The organism is Flavobacterium sp., from assembly GCF_035456225.1.
Taxonomy (GTDB): Bacteria; Bacteroidota; Bacteroidia; order Flavobacteriales; family Flavobacteriaceae; genus Flavobacterium.
Window position 1 is genome coordinate 1 of the sequence record NZ_DATIDM010000039.1, and the last position, 20,112, is coordinate 20,112.

Here is a 20,112-nt window from a genome sequence, read left to right on the forward strand (position 1 = left end):
CGGTGTCGTATGTGTAGCTTTATACTCGATATCATCCACAAGGATTTTTACTGTCGAAAGCAGACCAACCTTATATCCTGCTTTTTTAAACAACTGAAACAATAATGATGCAATCGTTGTCTTTCCATTGGTTCCTGTAACGCCAACCAGTTTAAGGTTTGATGAAGGATTCCCATAAAAATTAGCGGCCATAAAAGCCAACGCACTACTTGTATCTTCAACCTGAACGTAAGTGATCCCATCAATGATTAAACTCGGGAATGTTTCACAAACAATTACGGTCGCACCAAGATTGATTGCTTTTTCAATAAAATCATGCCCATCGGAAATTGTTCCCTTTATGGCGACAAAAATGTCATCGGCAACGATTTTTCTCGAGTCGAATTCGATTTTATTCACCTCGATATCCGTTGAACCTTTTACGGCTTCAATGGCTACTTTATATAATATGTCTTTTAAAATCATCACGATAATTCTATGGTTATGATTTGATTTTTATTGAATCGTTGCCCTGGCTGAATGGATTGTTGTTTTACTTTTCCACTACCTTTTACTTTTACTTTCATTCCGAAGTTTTCCAGTAGAGCAATCGCATCCATACCCGTCATTCCTTTTACATTCGGAACTATGTTCTCTTTTTTCTGTGCTTTATTGTAATACTCTGCATAATTTTTTTCCTGATGTGTAATTTTCACATTCAGCGTTTTGATTTCATTTGTGGAAGGCACATCGGTGAAAATTTTTTGTGCAATTCTTTTGAAAACAGGCCCAGCCACATCCGCTCCGTAATATCCTGCTGCCACATTAGGTTTGTGCACTACCACCACGCAGGAGTACTTTGGCTCATCGGCAGGGAAAAACCCAACAAACGAAGAAGCATAATACATTTCACCATCGCCTTTATGATAATCTACTTGCGCCGTTCCCGTTTTTCCGGCCATGGAGAAATCTTTAGAATATAATTTTGAACCCGTTCCTTTTTTTACCACATTGCCCAAAACCGCTTTGATTTTTGCCAAAGCTTCATCCGAACAAATCTTTGGATTGATTACTTCTTTATCGAATTTCTTGATGACTTTATTCCATTCTTTGATTTCACGAACGAATTTTGGCTTCACCATTTCACCATTATTGGCAACCGCATTATACAAAGTCAGCGTCTGCAAAGGCGTCATGGAAACTCCATAACCGAATGCCATCCACGGAAGTGAAATCGCTGACCAGCTTTTCTCACTCGGCTGTGGAATTCTTGGTTTTCCTTCTCCTTTAAATGGCAATCCCAAAGGTTTGTTTAGGCCTAAACCATTTAAACGGTTCACGAATTCTTCCGGATTATCCTTATAATTTTCGTAAACAGCCTGCACCATAACCGTATTGGATGACACTTCAAATCCTCTTGCCAAGGAAATTTTCCCATAACCTCCTTTATGAGAATCACGAACGTGTCTGCCTCTATAAGTTATGTCACCGCCTTTGGAATCATATACTTTACTCGTATCTACTTTTTCATCGTCCAACAAAGCAATCAGATCCACCAGTTTGAAAGTAGAACCCGGTTCGTGCGATTCGGCCACAGCATAATTAATAGTTTCGTAATACGATCCGCTTTCCGCACGTCCTAAATTAGAAATAGCTTTTACTTCACCTGTTTTCGTTTCCATTACCACCACGCAGCCGTGATCTGCCTGATAATATTCCAATTGTTTCAACAAGGCGTGATGCGCAATATCCTGAATATAAACATCGATGGTCGAAATGATATCATATCCGTCACGAGGCTCAATCTCATTATTATCACTGATGGGCTTCCACTGGTTTTTAGCTATTTTCTGCATCAGACGTTTACCATCTTTACCATTTATATATTCACCGAATGCTCCTTCAATACCAACACGGGTTTCTTTACCGGTTTCATCAAAACGCTCATAACCAATAGTTCTTTCAGCAATTTTTCCGATTGGATGCTCACGAACGGTTTTTTGCTCCGTAATAACTCCTCCTTTATAAGCGCCCAAATTGAAAAGCGGGAAACTTTTTATTCGCATGTACTCGGTATAGCTCAATTTTCTGGCTACCAAATAATAACGGTTTTTGTTCGAACGGGCTTTTCGCAATTCATGTTGATAAAAACCGGACGGTTTGCCTAACATTACCGAAAGCGAATCCGATAATGCTTTTACATTATCATCAAAATGCTCTTTTTTTGGTGCCATCGCATCAAAACGGATGGTGTAATTGGGGATAGAAGTAGCCAGTAAACTTCCGTCGGCAGAATAAACATTCCCTTTATTAGCCGGGATTACAAAATTTTTCACCGTTCTTTCTTTGGCTAATTTTCTGTAATAATCACCTTCTACCCACTGAATGTTGGTCAGTTTTACAGCAACGAAAATAGCCATCATGAAGATCATGAAGGCTACCAAATAAATTCTGTACGAAATATTTTTATTTTCTACTGCCATATCTTTTTAAGAATACTGCTTTCTTCTTCTTTCACTTTAATTTTCTTTGGCGGAACCGAAGACGGTAATATTCCGTGTGGTTCCATCTGGGTTGAAATCGTCGATTCCATTTTGAGTTCCATCAGCTCTGATCGCCTATCTACAAACTCCGATCGTAACTCTTTCACTTCGTTGGTCAACTCGGTTATTCTGTAATTTTTTTGCTCATAACGGTGAGCATTCCCAATCATTATCATGGCCAGCAAAATCAGGAATACGATAAACTTCCAGTTTTTTAACGCATCGTCGTCGATCAGAAATTTTGCTTTCAGTAAACTGTATACTCCGCCCTTCATCTCTTATTTCTTTTCTGCTATTCGCAATTTGGCACTTCTAGCGCGGCTGTTTATTTTGATTTCCTCATCGGAAGGCACAATCATTTTCCCTATCAATTTGAACGGAACTTCAAATCTTCCGAAGAAATCGCGTTCCGGTTCGCCTTCAAACATGCCGTTTTTCATAAAACGCTTTACCAATCGATCTTCAAGTGAATGATAGGATATCACACTCAATCTTCCACCGGGTTTCAAAACCTCAAGCGACTGCTCCAAAAATTCTTTCAGCACTTCCATTTCCTGGTTCACTTCGATTCGGATTGCCTGATAAATCTGTGCTAAAATCTTATTGCTTTTGTGTGCCGGTAAAAATCGGCTCAACACCTGCTTTAATTGTTCTGTATTTTTTATCGGATGTGATTCCCTGGCCTGAACAATGGCGTTTGCAAGTCCTTTTGCGGTTGTCAATTCACCATAGTCGGCAAATATTCTGCGCAAATCAGCTTCAGCATACTCATTTACCACATTGTAAGCGCTAACCGCATCTTTTTGATTCATCCTCATATCCAGCTCCCCTTCAAATCGGGTTGAAAAACCACGTTCCGGAACGTCAAACTGATGTGAAGAAACGCCTAAATCACCCAAAATCCCGTCAACCTCACGCACGCCGTGAAAACGAAGAAACCTCTTTATGAAACGAAAATTTTCATTGATTAAAGTAAAACGCTCATCATCGATAGCATTCGCCAAAGCATCCGTATCCTGATCAAAAGCAAACAATCTTCCGTTCGGACCTAAACGACGCATAATTTCTCTGGAATGTCCGCCACCGCCGAAAGTCACATCCACATAAATTCCATCCGGCTTGATATCCAAACCATCCACCGTTTCTTTCAGCAAAACAGGATTATGATACTCCATTGTCATCGTTATTTAAGTTCCCCATTACATCTTCAGCCAAAGCCGCAAAATCCATATCATCTCCGGAAATAGACTGCTCGTACAAATCCTTATCCCAGATTTCAATGATATTTACATTTGAAGTCAGCACCAAATCTTTGGAAATTCCGGCAAAATCAATCAAATCTTTTGTAATCAGAAGTCGTCCCGCATCATCCACCTCAACCATTTTTACACCTGCCATAAACTTGCGGATAAAATCGTTGTTCTTTTTTACGAATCTGTTCAGACCGTCGATTTTCACCATCATTTTATCCCATTCCGATTTCGGCCATAGTTCCACGCACTTTTCAAAAATCGAGCGTTTCAATACAAAACCACTCTCCAAAGAAGGCAATTGCTTCTTCAAAGGCGCAGGCACCATCAGCCTTCCTTTTGCATCAATTTTACACTCGTATGTCCCGATTAAGTTCGTCAACTGAAATCGTATTTAAAATGATTTATAGCAAAAGTATATATTTTTTACCACTTTTTACCACAAACTACCACTTTGTTGATAAGTTTTCCCACCTCGGCTTCCATACGTAAGAAAATATGTTAAATCCCTCATTCTTAATATTTAGCGATAATTTAAGATTTTAAAAGAATCCTCGGAAAATATTCAAAAAACATCTTGTTTTGATGATGTTTTTTATTGATTTGAAAAAATCATATTGGATTCATTTTTTCACGAAATCAATTATGAAATTTATTGATTACTAACCCATTAAGCCCGATTTCAGTTTTAATAAGAAAGTGTTTTCGATTTTCATTTCGAAAACTTCCTATTTGTGGAGAAAATCATATATTTGCCTCTTATTGATATTGGATAATTATACACCAAAAAAACATGTTGAAAAAAGAAGGCAAATACAGATATTTTGAAGCTGGAGAAGGCACGCCTATCATTATTTTACACGGACTCATGGGAGGTTTAAGCAACTTTGAAGGCGTTGCGAATTTCTTCCCACAACACGGTTACAAAGTTGTAATTCCGGAATTACCACTTTACACCAATAACATTTTAAAAACAAATGTGAAGGCTTTTTCGAGATTCGTAAAAGACTTCATCACCTATAAAGGATTTGACAAAGTAATTTTACTTGGAAATTCCCTTGGCGGACATATCGCTTTGTACCACACCAAAATGTATCCCGAAAAAATGGCCGGTTTAGTGATAACCGGAAGTTCAGGATTATACGAAAGTGCGATGGGCGAAAGTTATCCGAAACGAGGCGATTACGAATACATCCGAAAAAAAGCAGAAGACGTTTTCTACGATCCAAAGGTTGCTACCAAGGAAATTGTTGACGATGTTTATGCAACGGTAAATGACAGAATCAAACTGATTAAAACACTCACTATCGCCAAAAGCGCCATTCGTCATAACATGGCAAAAGATTTACCAAAAATGACAACGCCAACCTGTATCATTTGGGGAAAAAACGACATTGTAACCCCTCCTAATGTTGCAGAAGATTTTGACAGATTATTACCAAACTCCGATTTATACTGGATTGACAAATGTGGTCACGCTGCCATGATGGAACATCCGGACGAATTCAACAAAATTATGTTGAGCTGGCTTAAAAAATCGAATTTATAATACATGAAAAGTTACAGGCAACTGTAACTTTTTAAATTTAAGAAACTATGAAAATCAATACCGCCGAATTCGTAATCAGCAACTCTGAAGTAAGCAAATGTCCGAAAGAACCCCTTCCGGAATATGCTTTTATTGGCCGCTCCAATGTTGGAAAATCGTCGCTTATCAACATGCTGACCAACCATAAGAATCTCGCAAAAACATCGGGAAGACCAGGAAAGACGCAATTGATCAACCATTTCAAAATAAACAGCAATTGGTTTTTAGTCGATTTGCCTGGTTACGGATATGCAAGAGTTTCCAAAAAGACTAAAGAGGTTTTTCAAAAATTCATCACCGATTATTTTGAAACCAGAGAACAGTTGGTTTGTGCTTTCGTATTAGTCGATATTCGTCACGAAGCCCAGAAAATAGATTTGGAATTCATCACTTATTTAGGCGAAACTGAAGTCCCTTTTTGCATTATTTTCACGAAAGCCGACAAAATAAGCCGCGGCAAAATAGACCAACACATAGCTGCTTACCGAAAAGCGCTTTTGGCTAACAACTGGGAAGAAATGCCACAGTATTTTGTTACTTCATCCACAGAAGAAACCGGAAGAGAACCGCTTTTGGAATTTATTGACGGGGTGAATGACGAAATATTTAAGAGTAATAATTTATAAAAAAGCGGTCAAATGACCGCTTTTTTTATTTCTTCAACTCCATTTTTTCAGCGAAGTAATCACAAAAATCCCTCATGGTTGCTGTCATTTTCTCATCTTCGGTAGCACGGTGAAAAGTATCTGCCATAGCCACTAATGTCTGATGAAAAAAAACTTTCATCTCATCCACCGGCATGTCTTTTGTCCACAGATCGATACGTAAAGTTTCCTGTACCTTACTATCCCATATGGACAGCAACATCGCTTTTGCCTCTTCTTCATTTACACCACCATCCTGTGCAGTCCATTTTATTTTCTCCGGAACGCGGTTTTCATCTAATTCTACAGTTAGTTTAATTTCGGAAGTTAAAGTCTTTGCCATTATTTCTTTGGTTTGTATTTTGAATTATCAAATAGTTCTTTGGCATCCATAGCCAGCATTTTTTGCAGAGTCACCTCGTTATTTTCCATATACGAACGCACGATTTGCCATCCAAGCCATTGTCCCACTCGTCCAGGCGATTCATTATCGATCTCTAAATAGAATTTCGAATAAGGACCGATTGCCACAAAACGCTGCATCAACTTGGTATCAGTATCGTACAATAATTTATTGTTGATGAAGTATTTCCACATTTCGCTTTCGTTTTCCTTACACCATTTTATCTGGTCTTCCGTATATTCAATCTTGGCAGCATCTGGCGCATCCGGAAGCAACATGTCTTTAAGATACAATTCCTTTCCGAAGTAAATCATCTGGGAAAGAAGCGTTCTGTCTGTAGGTTGCGCTATTTTTCCGATTGCAAAACTGCTTACCAGATCCGGCATCATTTGCGAAGACTCAAATCCCTGACGCATATATTTCGGAAACCCTTCATAAAAACGGTGATCTTTTCCCAGGTAGGTATCTAATGAAAGTAACACAAGACTGTCGGCATAAATAGCTTTAGCCTCCCTGTCAACTTCAGAAATCAAAGTAATCACTTTTGGCGTTTTTTGATTTGGGTAATAATATTGAATGTGCTTGAACAGCTCTTCCAGATCATTTTCAAAAGCGGAATCGTTCGGGTATTTCTTTTTTACCTCACCATACAATTCGCGTAATAACGGATTTTTCATTTTGTTAATCCAAACGGAATCCGGATTACCGGCCGGGAAGAAAAAAGGGTACTTATTTTTCAATTGCGCCAATTCTTCCGGATTCGACTCATAGAAAAGTCTGTCAAAACGTTCGATTTTAACCTTTACCGGTATGGCTTCCACAGCTTCAGTCACTTTACTCTCTTTTTTACAAGAAACAGCAAAAGCAACAAGAGCAACAAGCAATAAATACTTTTTCATAGTTTTTGTCAAAATTTATACTTTTATAGCAAATAAATTCGGCGCAAATATACGCCACAGTTTTAAAAAATTTTCATAAATAATTATGATGACAACAGACACTTTTCAGGCCGATAAAATCAATACACTAATCGTTAAATGGTTACACGATTATGCTACAAACGCAAAAGTAAAAGGTTTTGTTGTTGGCATTTCTGGCGGAATCGATTCCGCACTGACCTCAACACTTTGCGCCCAAACCGGATTTCCTACTTTATGTGTAGAAATGCCAATCCACCAACACCCTACCCAGGTTTCCAGGGGAAAAGAACACATTGAGCAATTAAAAAAGAGATTTCCGAATGTTTCGAATGCTGTAGCCGATCTGACACCTGTATTCGAAGAATTCAGAACAGAGGTTCCGACATCCGAAAACGAAACCTTGTTACATTTAACTTTAGCCAACACACGAGCGCGCCTTCGCATGACTACACTTTATTATTTCGCAGGTCTACACAGTGCTCTTGTGGCAGGGACAGGAAACAAAGTAGAAGATTTTGGCGTTGGTTTCTTTACAAAATACGGTGACGGAGGAGTAGACATCAGTCCGATTGCAGATTTGTTAAAAAGTGAAGTCAGAAAACTCTCTGCTTACTTACAGGTTCCGGAAAGCATTTTAATTGCAAAACCTACGGACGGTTTGTTTACGGATGCGGATCAGGAGACCGACAGAAGTGACGAAGATCAGTTAGGCGCCACCTATGATGAACTTGAAATTGCCATGCAGGCAATGGCGGATGGAAAGACCGAAAACGACTTTGAAGGACGTGAAAAAGAGGTTTTCAGAATATTCTCACGACTAAATATAACAAACCAACATAAAATGACAAAGATTCCTGTATGTTTGGTCCCAAATGAATTGAAATAAATTTCCTTCATTGATTATCAGTAGATTATATATTTTTTGTATCTTTACAAGATAATTACTATTAATATTTGATGAAATGATAAAAGTGTGTTTAGCCGACAATCATCCTGTCGTACAGTTTGGGGTGAAAGCCTATTTTAAAGACAATGCGGATATCAGTCTTGTAGGTGTCGTTAGCAATTTGGACGACTTGGACGAAGTGCTAAAGAAAAAATCTATGGATGTCGTGATTCTTGATTTGGAATTGGAAGGGCTGTCAAGTATCAATTTGGTTAAGTCTCTAATAAGAGATTATTCTGACACTAAAGTTGTGGTTTTCACTAATTTAGGAGAACAAATTTACGCACCAAATGCTTTAAAAGCGGGTGTATCTGCTTATATTCATAAAAACTCTAAACTAGAAGAACTAGAAAGCGCTATTAAAAAAGTAAACGAAGGAGCCGTTATCTTTAGTGATGCAGTGAAAAAGAATCTTGCCTTGCTTAATAAGGGTAAAAAATCGGATCGTTTGTATAGAAAATTGTCTTCCCGAGAGATTGAAGTTTTACGTTATTTAAGTGATGGAAAGAAAAACAAAGAGATTGCAAAATTGCTTACTCTCAACGAAAAAACCATCAGTACTTATAAGCTACGCCTGTTAACTAAACTACATGTCACAAATTTGGTTGATTTAGTTAATAAAGCAAAAACACTTGAAATCGTTTAACTGTATCGGGAAAGAACTCTACCTAACTTGGATGAAAATGAGTTAATCAGTGTATAATAATCTATAGCGGATGACAAAATTTCGGAATTGTCTGCTTCGGGCTCGTTTGAAATGCTGTTCTTTAATTCGCTAATAATCTTATCAACTAAAAACCAACGTAAAGTCAATATCGTTTCAGAAACATATTGGCTTATCGTTTGGTTTTTTTGTTTTACAACAATTTGTTGCGCATCCCAATTATGCAACACTTCCCGCTCCTCTTCCATCAAAATATGAGTTACTTCCTGGGCCAGTTCCGGTTCAAGACGCATCAGATATTGCTCAAGTTCGAAAGTTTCATTTTGGTGAAAATAATTCACTAAACCGTTGTAAATTTGACGAAACAGAGGGTTTGCCAGCTCTACCTCATCTTCCTGCAAGCTGAGATAAACCCGTTGATAAACCTTGTGAGAATTCATCTCTTTTACCTCAACGACCTCTCCTTCTTCATTCGTTTTGAGTAACACATCTTCAAATTCTTCTTCAGCAGTTCCGTACAAAAGTAAAATCTCAATTATTTTCCGTTCCAGTTCATATTGAACATCCACCGCCGAAGAAGTCATTTCCGGAGTACTTTTCACCACTTCAAAAGCTTTCTGTTCCGCTTTCTGTTTCTTTCCAACTTCCTGAATATCCTTTTGAACGAGCTGCGCAAGCGTATTAAACAACACGTCCTCGGAAATATCCATGATGCGGGAACATTCCTGAATGTAGATTTCACGTTTAATCTTATCCGGGATTTTGGAAATACTAATCACCATATCCCTGATGAGTTCCGCCTTTTTGATTGGATCATTTTTCGTTTCTTTCATCAACAACGAAGCCTTGAACTGAATAAAGTCCATCGCATTGTCGTTCAGATAAGCCACGAGATCATCATAAGGGGTTTTTCTGGCAAAACTGTCCGGATCATCGCCTTCGGGAAAAGTGCAAACTTTCACATTCATTCCTTCTTCCAGAATTAGATCGATTCCTCGGATAGAAGCACGAAGACCAGCTGCATCACCGTCAAAAAGTACGGTAATATTTTTGGTAAGTCGATTAACCAGTCGAATCTGATCGGGAGTTAAAGCTGTCCCGGACGAAGCCACGACATTTTCAATTCCGGCCTGATGCAACTGAATCACATCGGTATAGCCTTCCACCAAAAAACAATTATCCAATTTCGCAATGGCTTGTTTGGCATGAAAAATCCCATAGAGGACTTTGCTTTTGTGGTATATTTCACTCTCGGGGGAATTCAGGTATTTCGCCGCTTTTTTATCGTTGGTTAAAATTCGGCCACCAAACCCTAAAACACGTCCCGATATACTTTGGATAGGAAACATCACGCGACCTTTAAAACGGTCAAACTGTTTTTCTTCTTTTACGATGGTCAGTCCGGTTTTATCGAGATATTCCAGCTTATAGCCTTTCCCGAGTGCCTCCATTGTAAATGCGTCCCACGTTTCCGGAGAATACCCTAAACCGAATTTTTCGATAGTGTCTTTTGTAAATCCGCGCTCTTTGAAATAAGAATACCCGATAGCCTTCCCTTCATCGGTATGCATCAAAACATTATTAAAATACTTTTGGGCAAATTCTGAAACCAGATACATGCTTTCCTTCTCATTAGCATCTTCCTTTTCAGCATCGGATTGCTCGGTTTCTTCGATTTCTATATTGTATTTTTTAGCCAGGTAACGAATAGCTTCCGGATACGAAAAATGCTCATGCTCCATAAGAAAGGTAACTGCATTACCACCTTTACCCGAACTAAAATCTTTCCAGATTTGTTTCACCGGCGACACCATAAACGAAGGCGACTTCTCATTGGAAAACGGACTCAATCCTTTCAGATTACTACCCGCGCGCTTTAACTGCACAAAATCACCAATCACCTCCTCGACACGAGCGGTTTCAAATACGGTTTCTATGGTATTTTGTGAAATCAAATTATTTAAAGAAGTTACGAAGGCTCAAAGATACAAAGTTGCAGAGTTACAAAGGCTCAAAGTTTTAGAAAAAAACGGTTACTCCTAACAATTCTAAACTAAACTTTGTTTTTTTATAGCAGACTATAAAAACAAAGCTTTAAAGTTTTACAAACAATAAGCCCTTTCAAAACCGAAACTCTGAAAGGGCCTTAAAAGTATGTAACTAAAACAAATTAATTAAAATCAAAACGTAATCCTAATGATGCATTATGTTGATCTACCGCATTATTTTCGAACATTGGCTGCAAATCATATTTCACATACAAACTTAAGTTTCTATACCCTACATAAGTACTCAAGCCGTAAGTAAATTCATTGACATTCCAATCCCCTTTTTGTCTCTCCTTAATTTCATACCCATCGACTTCATAACGCAGGAATTGTTTTGAATTGGTATTAATCCCGATGAATCCTCCCGTACCAAATCGGAAACCATCATGTGATCTGCGATACATTTTTCCATCGATTTCTCTTTTCTTTGAAAAATCAAACTCCAAATGAAGCGGGATTGCAAAAAACACATTTTTAAAATACGTTTTGTTATCAATTAAGTTCACCGGATACGTCTCCAACACCGTTTCTTCTCCTTTATCCACGAAATAACGATTATCAGTAGCGTGTAAAGTATTATACATAAAAGAGAATCCGTATTTAAAATGGAGCGCACTGTCTTCTTGACCTAAACGGGTTCTACCGGTAATCCCCCACTCATAAAAGGTAGAGCGCCAGTATCCGAAATCTGAATTTGCAATAGCCCCATTGGTCACTAAATTGTTAACCCCAAAGGCGAACACAAACTGTGAAGTGGTTCTTTTAGTTTTTTTATGGTAGTTACTTTCCGGAAAGGTAATCGTGTATTTTTTCTTGATCTTTATGGTATCCTTTAATTTTCCGTCCACTCTTTCCTGAACTAAAATATTTAGTTGTTCCTGTTCGTAAGCAACTCTTCTTTCAATATTCTTGGCATGCTCTGTAGCCAATTCAATTTTTCGTTTATCCGCTTCATCCTGGGTTATTTTACCGGCTTGAAGCTGTTCGTTAACCTCTTCGACATGCTCTTTCAGAGCTTTTTTCTCTTCTTTGGTAATATTTTCGATGTTGTTGGAAATCTCTTTAGCACGTTGTTCGAAGGTTTCCTGCGCTGTGACTTTACTTATAAAAAAGCACAATGTGGCCACTACATAAAAGATAATCTTTTGCATAATTTAAAAATTTAACTGTTCGATTTTTGACTGATTACTCGTAATTTCTGTTTGCCACAGCTGTTCTGACCGTTTTAAAATTACGATTCAAACGCTGTAAGGTTGTCTCTCTGAATTCATGATTTAACTCTCCTTCCACAGAGTTCAACAACGAATTGGCGTTGACTTTCACCTGTGGTTTTTCTTTAGACAAATCAGCATTGGCTAAAAGTTTTTCGGCTTCAGGAGCAACTTTCTGAACTTCCTGCTCTTTCTCAACCGTAACATTGACAAACTCTTCTTTTGTAATATGCTGATTCGTATTGATTACTTCTTCTTTAGTCGTATTCTTCGCTGCTTTTGTTTTTAAAGCGGAACTATTTTCGGCAACTGCAGTTTCATTTATAAAATCTGAAACTATTTCTTTGCTAATTGCTGAATCGGATTCCGGCGAATTTTTCTCATTCCCATTGGATTTCACAACCGTTGAATTTTTCATCTGAATTTCAGGATTGCCTTTTTCCTGTTGGAACAGAAACAACCCTATTGAGAAAAAAAGTGCCAAACCCGCAGCAATGTACAACCATCTGTAATTGCCTTTCGGTTTTTTGTTTTCGGCTACCGAAAGCATCGCATCCAGACGGTCCCATGCCGCATCAGAAGGCTGAATCTCCCTTTCATTCAGTTTTTTTCTGAACTCCTCTTCCATTTTATTCGGTTCCATTTTCATAATTTTTAAGTTTATTCACTTGACTTTGGAGCATTTTTCTCGCGTGTGACAATTGTGATTTTGATGTCCCTTCACTAATGTTCAGCATTTCGGCAATTTCCTGATGTTTGTATCCTTCGATGGCGTAAAGGTTAAAAACCATTCGGTACCCATCCGGAAGGCTGTCAATCAGAAACTGAATGTCTTCAACAGAAAACTGACTTTCAATATTATTGAACCGTTCCTCAAAAAAATTCTCGTCTTCCGTAAACTTTACCTGTTTTTGTACTCTCAAATAGGAAATACTCTCGTTTACCATAATTCGTCGGATCCATCCTTCGAAACTGCCTTTGTGTTCGAAATTTTTCAGATTGGAAAACACTTTCATGAAAGCAGTAATCATCACGTCTTCTGCCTGATGCACATCTTTTATATACTGACGGCAGACACTTAACATCTTCGGAGCGTATTTTGAATAAATCTTATGTTGAGCGTGTCGGTTGTTTTCGACAGCCAACTGTATGATTTCTTTTTCGTCCTGATGTAAGTCTATTACTTTCATTCAAAAATGTATTTTGAAACCCGATCAATCAATGAATAACCGACTTCTATTAGCATAGACGAGTGAAGTTTGAAAATGGTTGTATCAACAGTGAAAAAAAATGAAAAAAAATTAATCAGTCATGCACGCAGTCTTTCAAACTGATTACTGCGACTGAACACTAAACTCTACTTCTTTCTTTCAATCACATAATTTACCATCAATGTAAGGGCATCTTTATAGGCAGAGTGGGGAAAATCTTCAATGAGTTGAAGTGCCTCCTTTTGGAATTGCACCATTTTTTGTTCGGCATAGGTCAATCCGTTTTTATCTTTTACGAACTGAATCACTTCACGAACACGCTTTTTATCTTTATTATGATTTTTTACGGAATTAATCACCCAGCTTTTCTCTTTGGAAGAACAGTTGTTAAGGGCATAAATTAACGGCAAAGTCATTTTTTGTTCCTTGATATCAATTCCGGTTGGTTTTCCGATCGCGTCATCCGTATAATCGAACAAATCATCTTTAATCTGAAATGCCATTCCGATAAGTTCACCGAATTTACGCATGCGCTCAATCACCTCATCATCATCAGGATAGACAGCACAGGCTCCAAGCGAACAACAGGCTGCAATTAACGTTGCGGTTTTTTGTCGGATGATTTCGTAATAAACATCTTCAGTAATATCCAATCGGCGTGCTTTTTCAATTTGAAGCAACTCCCCTTCGCTCATCTCCCTAACGGCTATGGAGATAATTTTGAGTAAGTCGAAGTCATTATTGTCTATTGAAAGCAGCAACCCTTTCGAAAGGAGAAAATCGCCAACTAAAACTGCAATCTTATTTTTCCATAAAGCGTTGACAGAGAAAAAACCGCGACGGCGGTTGCTGTCATCCACCACATCATCGTGAACCAAAGTTGCAGTATGGATCAGCTCAATTACCGAAGCGCCGCGATAAGTACGTTCGTTTACTGTTCCGCCGGAAACCATTTTTGCGGTAAGAAAAACAAACATCGGACGCATTTGTTTTCCCTTTCTGTTAACGATATAATGCGTAATCCTGTTTAAAAGCGCCACTTTAGAAGACATGGAATCCCGAAACTTTCGTTCGAAAAGTTCCATCTCCATGCTGATTGGCTCCTTTATCTGCTCAACGATTTTCATCTAATAGGATTGTGCTTTTTTACTGACGAAACGATATCTTTTAACAAATGTAAATCATAATTCGCTTCATAGCATTCAAAGATACAATTCTCTATGAAATAAAAAATAGTGTTTTTTCGTTAAACCTTTTTACATAATTTGCATCTATTAGTTATAACTCAAACTTTCCCTTATGAACACAACCAATTTTTTAAAATCCATTGTACTTATCATGGCTCTTTCCTTAATAGGCTGTAATAAGGATGAGGAAACCGGAAACGCGTCTCAAATAACCACAGAAGATGTTAACATCAATTCTAAAATAGACGCCATATCAAACGATATTTCTGAAATTGCAGAAGATCAGCTGAATGTACAAAACACGACAGGAAGGGAAAATTATCATTCTATCCTACCTGATTGCGCAACGGTTACCACAACGGTAAACGGAAATACCTGGACTAGCGTTGTCGATTTTGGAACCACCGGCTGTCAATACCATAACGGCGCCATGTTAAGAGGACAAATCATCATTAGCGGAAGCACCGATTTTCACCAATCCCCTTATGTTTGGACTTACAACTTCAATAATTTCCACTATAATAATATTTTAGTTGAAGGAACCAAAACGCTTTCAAGAACAATTCAGGCAACTGACGCCCTTGCTACTCCGCATCCGGTTGTTGTGATTGATTTGGATTTAGACATTACCCTTCCAAACGGAAATACCTATTCCAGAACAGGAACAAGAACGAGAGAATTAATCGAAGGATATGATACGCCGCTGGTTTTCCATGATAATGTTTATCGTATCACAGGAAACTGGAATACTACAGGAGCAAACAGTTCTTACACTTCAACAATAACAACTCCGTTGAGAGTGGAAATTGGCTGTACATACAAATTGGTTTCCGGAGTACTTACAATAAACCGAAACGACCATACGGCAGTATTGGATTACGGAGACGGACATTGCGACAATATGGCAACCATTTCCATTGACGGAGGAGCGCCTACCAGCTTTACTTTCGGAAATTAAAATAACGTAATAAAAACAAAAACGTTCGCTGTAATGGCGAACGTTTTTTATGCTTCTTTATTTGCTAACTGCCCACAGGCAGCATCTATATCTTTTCCTCTGCTTCGGCGTACTTTAACCACAATATCATTTTTTTCCAAAGCGATAATATAATCTTCAATGGCATGCTGTGACGCCTGCTGGAAATGACCATCATCTATCGGGTTATATTCTATCAGATTCACTTTACACGGAACGTATTTGCAGAATTTCACCAAAGCATCAATCGATTTTTTATCATCGTTGATTCCTCTCCAAACCACGTATTCGTAAGTAACTTTACTTTTTGTTTTCTTGTACCAGTATTCCAGAGCCTCTTTCAATTCAGGCAACGGGAAATTTTTGGTAAACGGCATGATTTCGTTTCGGATTTCCTCAATGGCAGAGTGCAGGGAAACAGCCAGTTTGAATTTCACTTCGTCATCAGCCATTTTCTTGATCATTTTCGAAATTCCCGATGTGGAAACCGTAATTCGTTTTGGGGACATACCTAATCCTTCGGGAGAAGTAATCTTATCGATTGCCTTCATCACATTGGGATAATTCATCAAAGGTTCCCCCATTCCCATGAAAACGATATTCGACAACGGTCGGTTATAATACAATCGGCTTTCACTGTCTATAGCTGCTACCTGATCGTAAATTTCATCGGGATTCAGGTTTCGCATTCTTTTCAGTCGCGCCGTGGCACAGAAATTACAATCCAGACTACATCCTACCTGGCTGGAAACACAAGCGGTCGTTCTGGTTTCGGTCGGAATCAAAACCGATTCCACAATCAAATCATCATGCAAACGAACCGCATTTTTCACTGTCCCGTCCGAACTGCGCTGCATCGTATCTACCTTGATGTGGTTGATAACAAAATTAGCTTCCAACATTTCACGAGTATGTTTGGAAACACTTGTCATGTCCTCAAACTTATGCACACGCTTATGCCATAACCATTCGTATACCTGATTACCGCGAAAAGCTTTATCGCCATTCGCCACAAAAAAATCGCGTAACTGGTCTTTGGTTAAAGCTCGTATATCTTTCTTTTCCATTTGCATGGCGCAAAGTTAATTACAATTAATGGATTTGGTTATTGGTTAATTTGTAAATTTGTGTGAAAACTTACTAAATGAGATACATACTACTCCTTTTCAGCTTTTGGTCAATGAACTTTCAATCCTTTGGTCAGACTAAAAAAAAAGCGATTAATTACGATTCGGCAATAAACAAAACTGTGTTTATTAGTTACTTTACAGCCGATACTATTACTTTAAATGACAATTGGAGAACAACCAACAGGTCTGCTCCTCATTACCTAGGACTAAAAAACCAACATAAAGATTTTATCGAAATTGCTGCCCGAAGAAAAAAAGAAGATCAGTTTTATACAACAAACATATCAGATGCTGAATTATTAAATAAAGATGCTGAATTTGAAGCCTACAGATACAAAGTCAACAAAACTACATTTGAAAAAATTTACAGTGATGATACCTGTTACGTTTTTAATGAAAACAGAAACAGAATGGATGCTATGACAATTGTAGGTATAAAAAATGACTATGTCATTGAAATTATATTCCACCCTGCTATTGAAGATCAAACCAAAAATCTTGATTATTTGCTTACTCTTTTTAAAAATTTAAACATCAAATAAATGCACTTTATATCCGAAGCTTTAGAAGATTATGTAGCGTTACATTCCGAAAACGAACCGGAACTGTTGGCGCGCCTAAATAAGGAAACCCACCAGAAAATATTACAACCCAGAATGTTGAGCGGCCATTTTCAGGGAAGATTTTTAAGTATGATTTCGAAGTTGATCCGTCCGACAAACATTCTTGAAATCGGAACCTACACCGGATATGCCGCTTTGTGTATGGCGGAAGGTCTGCCGGAAAACGGAACTCTGGACACTATCGACAATAACGAAGAACTGTACGATTTTCAAAGAAAATATTTTGATCAATCACAATGGGGTAATCAGATCCAGCAACATTTAGGTGATGCTTTGAAAATCATCCCGACACTGAACAAAAAATTCGATTTGGTTTTTATCGATGCCGATAAGGAAAACTACATCAACTATTTCAATGTGATTGTACCGATGATGAACAAAGGCGGATTGATTTTATCCGACAATGTGCTTTGGAGCGGAAAAGTGTTGGAAGAAGTCAAAGCCAACGACAAAAGCACGAAAGTTTTATTGGAATACAACGAAATACTAAAAAAAGACCCACGAGTGGAAACGGTTTTACTTCCGATTCGCGATGGATTGACGATGAGCCGAGTGGTATAATTAGCTGAACAAACAAAACTTTAAAACTGAAAAGGCTTTAAAAGATGAGATTCCTCCTTTCGTCGGAATGACAGACTAAAGGAGGATTTTTTTTATATGCTTTCGGGAAAATATTTCTTTCTGAAAATCAGGTATAATTTTGAAAAGCCGTATCCAAACAACACTCCGGAAAAATATCCGGAAAGAATATCGGACGGAAAATGCAAGCCCAGGTAAATACGGCTATAGGCAAATATCAACGGAAACAGAAACAGTAAAAAAGCGTATTTGTAATATTTCCTCAAAATCAAAAACACAAAAACGGTCGATGCCATGGAATTGGCCGCATGTCCTGAAAAATAACTGAAAGTATCGCTTGCTTTTACGATTCGGATAATGTTTTTTATTTCCAAATCATTGCACGGCCTCAATCGCTGTACATTGTTCTTAACCAGGTTGGTAAACTGGTCGCTGAAGGTAACTAATACCGCAATGGAAACAAGAATCAACATTAAATGTTTCCAGCCTACCTTTTTATAGAGCAGATAAAAAACAAATAAAAAAACGGGAGCCCAATGAAACTGCTTCGTGATCAACAACCAAAATCCATCAAATTGTTCCGACCCCAATCCGTTCAGGAAAACGAAAAGTTGTTTGTCTAACTGAATAATTTTCTCCAAAATTATAGCTGTCTTTTAATTGGACCGGTCATATCTTCGATATCTTCTTTGGCTTTATCGATTTCTTTGGTAATATCAGACGTTAAATCCAATTGTTTCATGGGGTTCAGATCATTTAAATCATTCAACCCATTGGCTTCGGCACTTTTCTGAATTTCATTTTTGATATCGTTTGTGGCATTTTTAAGCTGTGCCATACCTTTACCCAAAGTACGCGCGATATCCGGAATCTTATCGGATCCAAATAACATCAAAGCTATAAATATAATGAGGACTATTTCTCCTCCTCCTACTCCGAACATAATTTTGTAATTACATGTTGTAACGCGACAAAGTTACAAAGTTTTAAAATGGTATATGTTATTAAAAACAAAAAAGACCATCGTATTCAGATGGCCTTTTCTAACTATTTTACACCATTGGAAAGTTCATCAAATTTTGATTTCGCTTCTTCTTTTGGCCATACATTATTGGTCACGTCTATATCAGCCGTTTCCAGTTTCGGATCCAGTTGGATTTTTTTCAATGGTTTATCCGTAGCGAAAACACGTTTTACCGTATCGTTCCCCTTTCTCCAGATCTGAACGGGGAAATGATGGTCTTCTGTCGTCCCGTCTTCAAAACGCAACTCAACGATTACCGGCATCATCATTCCGCCCGGCTTGTCGAATTCCACTTCGTAGAAATACTTTGGCTGTTTTAATTCATTTCGGACTTCAGGGCTTAGTTTACCTATATATTCCGATAATGTTTTTACATCCTGAACATCTAATGGTTTCTTCAATTCCGGTTTAAAATCTTCGGATCCTTCAGACACCATATACACCATTGGTTCACCGTTGTTTATCTTTCTTCCTCGGCGGTTGAACTGCTCTTTTACTTCTTTAGAAGGATTTTCGGTAACATAATACTGTTTTACCTCTTTAATTCCGATATCCACATAATCGGTAGAATAGAACCAACCTCTCCAGAACCAGTCCAAATCCACAGCTGAAGCATCTTCCATTGTTCTGAAGAAATCTTCCGGCGTAGGGTGTTTAAATTTCCAACGCTGTGCATAGGTTCTGAAAGCATGATCAAACAATTCACGTCCCATAATCGTTTCACGAAGAATGTTCAATCCGGTTGCAGGTTTTGAATAACCGTTGGCACCAAAATTGTAAATCGTCTCCGAATTCGACATGATAGGTTCCAAAAACTTCTGGTCGCCACTCATATACGGAACAATTTTCGCGGCTGGCCCACGATTGGAAGGGAAATTTTTATCCCAGCTTTGTTCTGTCAAATATTCGAGAAACGTATTTAAACCTTCGTCCATCCAAGTCCACTGACGCTCATCGGAGTTTACAATCATTGGGAAGAAATTGTGTCCTACTTCATGGATAATTACACCCATCATTCCGTATTTGATTCGGTCGCTCACGTATCCTTTTTCATCCGGACGACCGTAGTTCCAGCAAATCATCGGGTATTCCATTCCTTGATCTTCCGCAGAAATAGAAACCGCTTTCGGATAAGGATAGTCGAACGTATATTTTGAATAGCTTTTTAACGTATGAGCCACGACAC

23 protein-coding genes are annotated in these 20,112 nt (G+C 38.2%); 7 read left to right on the forward strand and 16 right to left on the reverse strand.

From position 1 onward, the window contains the following. The 5 genes from VLB74_RS02145 to mraZ form a co-directional block, all read right to left on the reverse strand. Positions 1-468: Mur ligase domain-containing protein (locus tag VLB74_RS02145; protein ID WP_325201827.1), on the reverse strand; the 468-nt coding region annotated here is incomplete at its 3' end. After that, positions 465-2,462: a penicillin-binding protein gene (locus VLB74_RS02150; protein WP_325201828.1), complete on the reverse strand. Its 1,998-nt coding sequence runs from the start codon at positions 2,460-2,462 to the stop codon at positions 465-467. The genes VLB74_RS02145 and VLB74_RS02150, both read right to left, overlap by 4 nt. Beyond that, complete coding sequence (locus VLB74_RS02155; protein ID WP_325201829.1) at positions 2,453-2,797, reverse strand: FtsL-like putative cell division protein; 345 nt, start codon at positions 2,795-2,797, stop codon at positions 2,453-2,455. The genes VLB74_RS02150 and VLB74_RS02155 overlap by 10 nt, the downstream gene beginning before the upstream one ends. Positions 2,798-2,800: 3 nt before the next feature. Next, positions 2,801-3,709, reverse strand: a complete 909-nt coding sequence (gene rsmH, locus VLB74_RS02160; protein WP_325201848.1) for a 16S rRNA (cytosine(1402)-N(4))-methyltransferase RsmH — start codon at positions 3,707-3,709, stop codon at positions 2,801-2,803. Further along, a complete protein-coding gene (gene mraZ / locus VLB74_RS02165; protein WP_325201830.1) occupies positions 3,684-4,154 on the reverse strand; it encodes a division/cell wall cluster transcriptional repressor MraZ in 471 nt (156 codons plus the stop codon). Before mraZ ends, rsmH begins: the two co-directional genes overlap by 26 nt. Before the next feature lie 411 nt (positions 4,155-4,565). Here mraZ and VLB74_RS02170 point away from each other — a divergent pair, with 411 nt between their 5' ends. Further along, positions 4,566-5,321, forward strand: a complete 756-nt coding sequence (locus tag VLB74_RS02170; protein WP_325201831.1) for an alpha/beta fold hydrolase — start codon at positions 4,566-4,568, stop codon at positions 5,319-5,321. A gap of 47 nt (positions 5,322-5,368) precedes the next feature. Continuing rightward, entirely contained in the window at positions 5,369-5,986 is a 618-nt protein-coding gene (gene yihA / locus VLB74_RS02175; RefSeq protein WP_325201832.1) for a ribosome biogenesis GTP-binding protein YihA/YsxC, read from the forward strand. Positions 5,987-6,011: 25 nt separating this feature from the next. Here the strand turns inward: yihA and gldC are convergent, their stop codons facing one another. Together gldC and gldB are read right to left on the reverse strand one after the other, a co-directional pair. Further along, positions 6,012-6,347: a gliding motility protein GldC gene (gene gldC, locus VLB74_RS02180; RefSeq protein ID WP_325201833.1), complete on the reverse strand. Its 336-nt coding sequence runs from the start codon at positions 6,345-6,347 to the stop codon at positions 6,012-6,014. Further along, positions 6,347-7,306 carry a gliding motility lipoprotein GldB gene (gldB, locus tag VLB74_RS02185; protein WP_325201834.1) on the reverse strand — a complete coding sequence of 320 codons (960 nt, stop codon included), beginning with the start codon at positions 7,304-7,306 and terminating at the stop codon, positions 6,347-6,349. The genes gldC and gldB overlap by 1 nt, the downstream gene beginning before the upstream one ends. 85 nt (positions 7,307-7,391) lie before the next feature. Here gldB and nadE point away from each other — a divergent pair, with 85 nt between their 5' ends. Next, complete coding sequence (nadE, locus tag VLB74_RS02190; protein WP_325201835.1) at positions 7,392-8,213, forward strand: NAD(+) synthase; 822 nt, start codon at positions 7,392-7,394, stop codon at positions 8,211-8,213. A gap of 76 nt (positions 8,214-8,289) precedes the next feature. Further along, a complete protein-coding gene (locus VLB74_RS02195) occupies positions 8,290-8,919 on the forward strand; it encodes a response regulator transcription factor (RefSeq protein ID WP_325201836.1) in 630 nt (209 codons plus the stop codon). On the opposite strand, the gene dnaG is transcribed toward VLB74_RS02195, so the two are convergent. From dnaG to VLB74_RS02220, 5 genes are all read right to left on the reverse strand, one after another. Beyond that, positions 8,916-10,892 (reverse strand): DNA primase, encoded by a 1,977-nt coding sequence (dnaG, locus tag VLB74_RS02200; protein WP_325201837.1) that lies wholly within the window; start codon positions 10,890-10,892, stop codon positions 8,916-8,918. The genes VLB74_RS02195 and dnaG overlap by 4 nt on opposite strands. Positions 10,893-11,107: 215 nt before the next feature. Next, positions 11,108-12,136: an ATP synthase subunit B family protein gene (locus VLB74_RS02205; protein ID WP_325201838.1), complete on the reverse strand. Its 1,029-nt coding sequence runs from the start codon at positions 12,134-12,136 to the stop codon at positions 11,108-11,110. Between the two features lie 34 nt (positions 12,137-12,170). Then, positions 12,171-12,839 carry a hypothetical protein gene (locus tag VLB74_RS02210; RefSeq protein ID WP_325201839.1) on the reverse strand — a complete coding sequence of 223 codons (669 nt, stop codon included), beginning with the start codon at positions 12,837-12,839 and terminating at the stop codon, positions 12,171-12,173. After that, entirely contained in the window at positions 12,826-13,386 is a 561-nt protein-coding gene (locus tag VLB74_RS02215; RefSeq protein ID WP_325201840.1) for an RNA polymerase sigma factor, read from the reverse strand. Before VLB74_RS02215 ends, VLB74_RS02210 begins: the two co-directional genes overlap by 14 nt. Before the next feature lie 167 nt (positions 13,387-13,553). Further along, complete coding sequence (locus tag VLB74_RS02220) at positions 13,554-14,534, reverse strand: polyprenyl synthetase family protein (RefSeq protein WP_325201841.1); 981 nt, start codon at positions 14,532-14,534, stop codon at positions 13,554-13,556. A gap of 172 nt (positions 14,535-14,706) precedes the next feature. Here VLB74_RS02220 and VLB74_RS02225 point away from each other — a divergent pair, with 172 nt between their 5' ends. Next, positions 14,707-15,552, forward strand: coding sequence for a hypothetical protein (locus VLB74_RS02225; RefSeq protein WP_325201842.1), 846 nt, complete (start codon positions 14,707-14,709; stop codon positions 15,550-15,552). 47 nt (positions 15,553-15,599) lie between these two features. Here the strand turns inward: VLB74_RS02225 and rlmN are convergent, their stop codons facing one another. Next, positions 15,600-16,643 carry a dual-specificity RNA methyltransferase RlmN gene (rlmN, locus tag VLB74_RS02230; protein ID WP_325201843.1) on the reverse strand — a complete coding sequence of 348 codons (1,044 nt, stop codon included), beginning with the start codon at positions 16,641-16,643 and terminating at the stop codon, positions 15,600-15,602. A gap of 71 nt (positions 16,644-16,714) precedes the next feature. Between rlmN and VLB74_RS02235 the strand changes: the two genes are divergently transcribed. Continuing rightward, positions 16,715-17,242 carry a hypothetical protein gene (locus tag VLB74_RS02235; protein ID WP_325201844.1) on the forward strand — a complete coding sequence of 176 codons (528 nt, stop codon included), beginning with the start codon at positions 16,715-16,717 and terminating at the stop codon, positions 17,240-17,242. Further along, entirely contained in the window at positions 17,243-17,884 is a 642-nt protein-coding gene (locus VLB74_RS02240) for an O-methyltransferase (RefSeq protein WP_325201845.1), read from the forward strand. It begins immediately after the preceding gene. A gap of 92 nt (positions 17,885-17,976) precedes the next feature. Here VLB74_RS02240 and VLB74_RS02245 read toward each other — a convergent pair whose 3' ends face one another. The 3 genes from VLB74_RS02245 to VLB74_RS02255 form a co-directional block, all read right to left on the reverse strand. Continuing rightward, on the reverse strand, positions 17,977-18,546 hold the full coding sequence (locus VLB74_RS02245; RefSeq protein WP_325201849.1) for a phosphatase PAP2 family protein: 570 nt from the start codon (positions 18,544-18,546) through the stop codon (positions 17,977-17,979). Then, a complete protein-coding gene (locus VLB74_RS02250) occupies positions 18,546-18,845 on the reverse strand; it encodes a twin-arginine translocase TatA/TatE family subunit (protein WP_325201846.1) in 300 nt (99 codons plus the stop codon). The genes VLB74_RS02245 and VLB74_RS02250 overlap by 1 nt, the downstream gene beginning before the upstream one ends. A gap of 104 nt (positions 18,846-18,949) precedes the next feature. Continuing rightward, positions 18,950-20,112 (reverse strand): M1 family aminopeptidase (locus VLB74_RS02255; RefSeq protein WP_325201847.1); only part of this gene is annotated, 1,163 nt, incomplete at its 5' end.

What these genes read in the sequence shown, in the direction of transcription:
- VLB74_RS02150 (WP_325201828.1), bottom strand. Translation starts at nt 2,462, where the DNA reads ATGGCAGTAGAAAATAAAAATATTTCGTACAGAATTTATTTGGTAGCC.
- VLB74_RS02210 (WP_325201839.1), bottom strand. Translation starts at nt 12,839, where the DNA reads ATGGAACCGAATAAAATGGAAGAGGAGTTCAGAAAAAAACTGAATGAA.
- VLB74_RS02215 (WP_325201840.1), bottom strand. Translation starts at nt 13,386, where the DNA reads ATGAAAGTAATAGACTTACATCAGGACGAAAAAGAAATCATACAGTTG.
- VLB74_RS02235 (WP_325201844.1), top strand. Translation starts at nt 16,715, where the DNA reads ATGAGATACATACTACTCCTTTTCAGCTTTTGGTCAATGAACTTTCAA.
- VLB74_RS02225 (WP_325201842.1), top strand. Translation starts at nt 14,707, where the DNA reads ATGAACACAACCAATTTTTTAAAATCCATTGTACTTATCATGGCTCTT.
- rlmN (WP_325201843.1), bottom strand. Translation starts at nt 16,643, where the DNA reads ATGCAAATGGAAAAGAAAGATATACGAGCTTTAACCAAAGACCAGTTA.
- nadE (WP_325201835.1), top strand. Translation starts at nt 7,392, where the DNA reads ATGATGACAACAGACACTTTTCAGGCCGATAAAATCAATACACTAATC.
- gldB (WP_325201834.1), bottom strand. Translation starts at nt 7,306, where the DNA reads ATGAAAAAGTATTTATTGCTTGTTGCTCTTGTTGCTTTTGCTGTTTCT.
- VLB74_RS02220 (WP_325201841.1), bottom strand. Translation starts at nt 14,534, where the DNA reads ATGAAAATCGTTGAGCAGATAAAGGAGCCAATCAGCATGGAGATGGAA.
- VLB74_RS02240 (WP_325201845.1), top strand. Translation starts at nt 17,243, where the DNA reads ATGCACTTTATATCCGAAGCTTTAGAAGATTATGTAGCGTTACATTCC.
- VLB74_RS02250 (WP_325201846.1), bottom strand. Translation starts at nt 18,845, where the DNA reads ATGTTCGGAGTAGGAGGAGGAGAAATAGTCCTCATTATATTTATAGCT.
- VLB74_RS02170 (WP_325201831.1), top strand. Translation starts at nt 4,566, where the DNA reads ATGTTGAAAAAAGAAGGCAAATACAGATATTTTGAAGCTGGAGAAGGC.
- gldC (WP_325201833.1), bottom strand. Translation starts at nt 6,347, where the DNA reads ATGGCAAAGACTTTAACTTCCGAAATTAAACTAACTGTAGAATTAGAT.
- VLB74_RS02195 (WP_325201836.1), top strand. Translation starts at nt 8,290, where the DNA reads ATGATAAAAGTGTGTTTAGCCGACAATCATCCTGTCGTACAGTTTGGG.
- yihA (WP_325201832.1), top strand. Translation starts at nt 5,369, where the DNA reads ATGAAAATCAATACCGCCGAATTCGTAATCAGCAACTCTGAAGTAAGC.
- VLB74_RS02205 (WP_325201838.1), bottom strand. Translation starts at nt 12,136, where the DNA reads ATGCAAAAGATTATCTTTTATGTAGTGGCCACATTGTGCTTTTTTATA.
- VLB74_RS02155 (WP_325201829.1), bottom strand. Translation starts at nt 2,797, where the DNA reads ATGAAGGGCGGAGTATACAGTTTACTGAAAGCAAAATTTCTGATCGAC.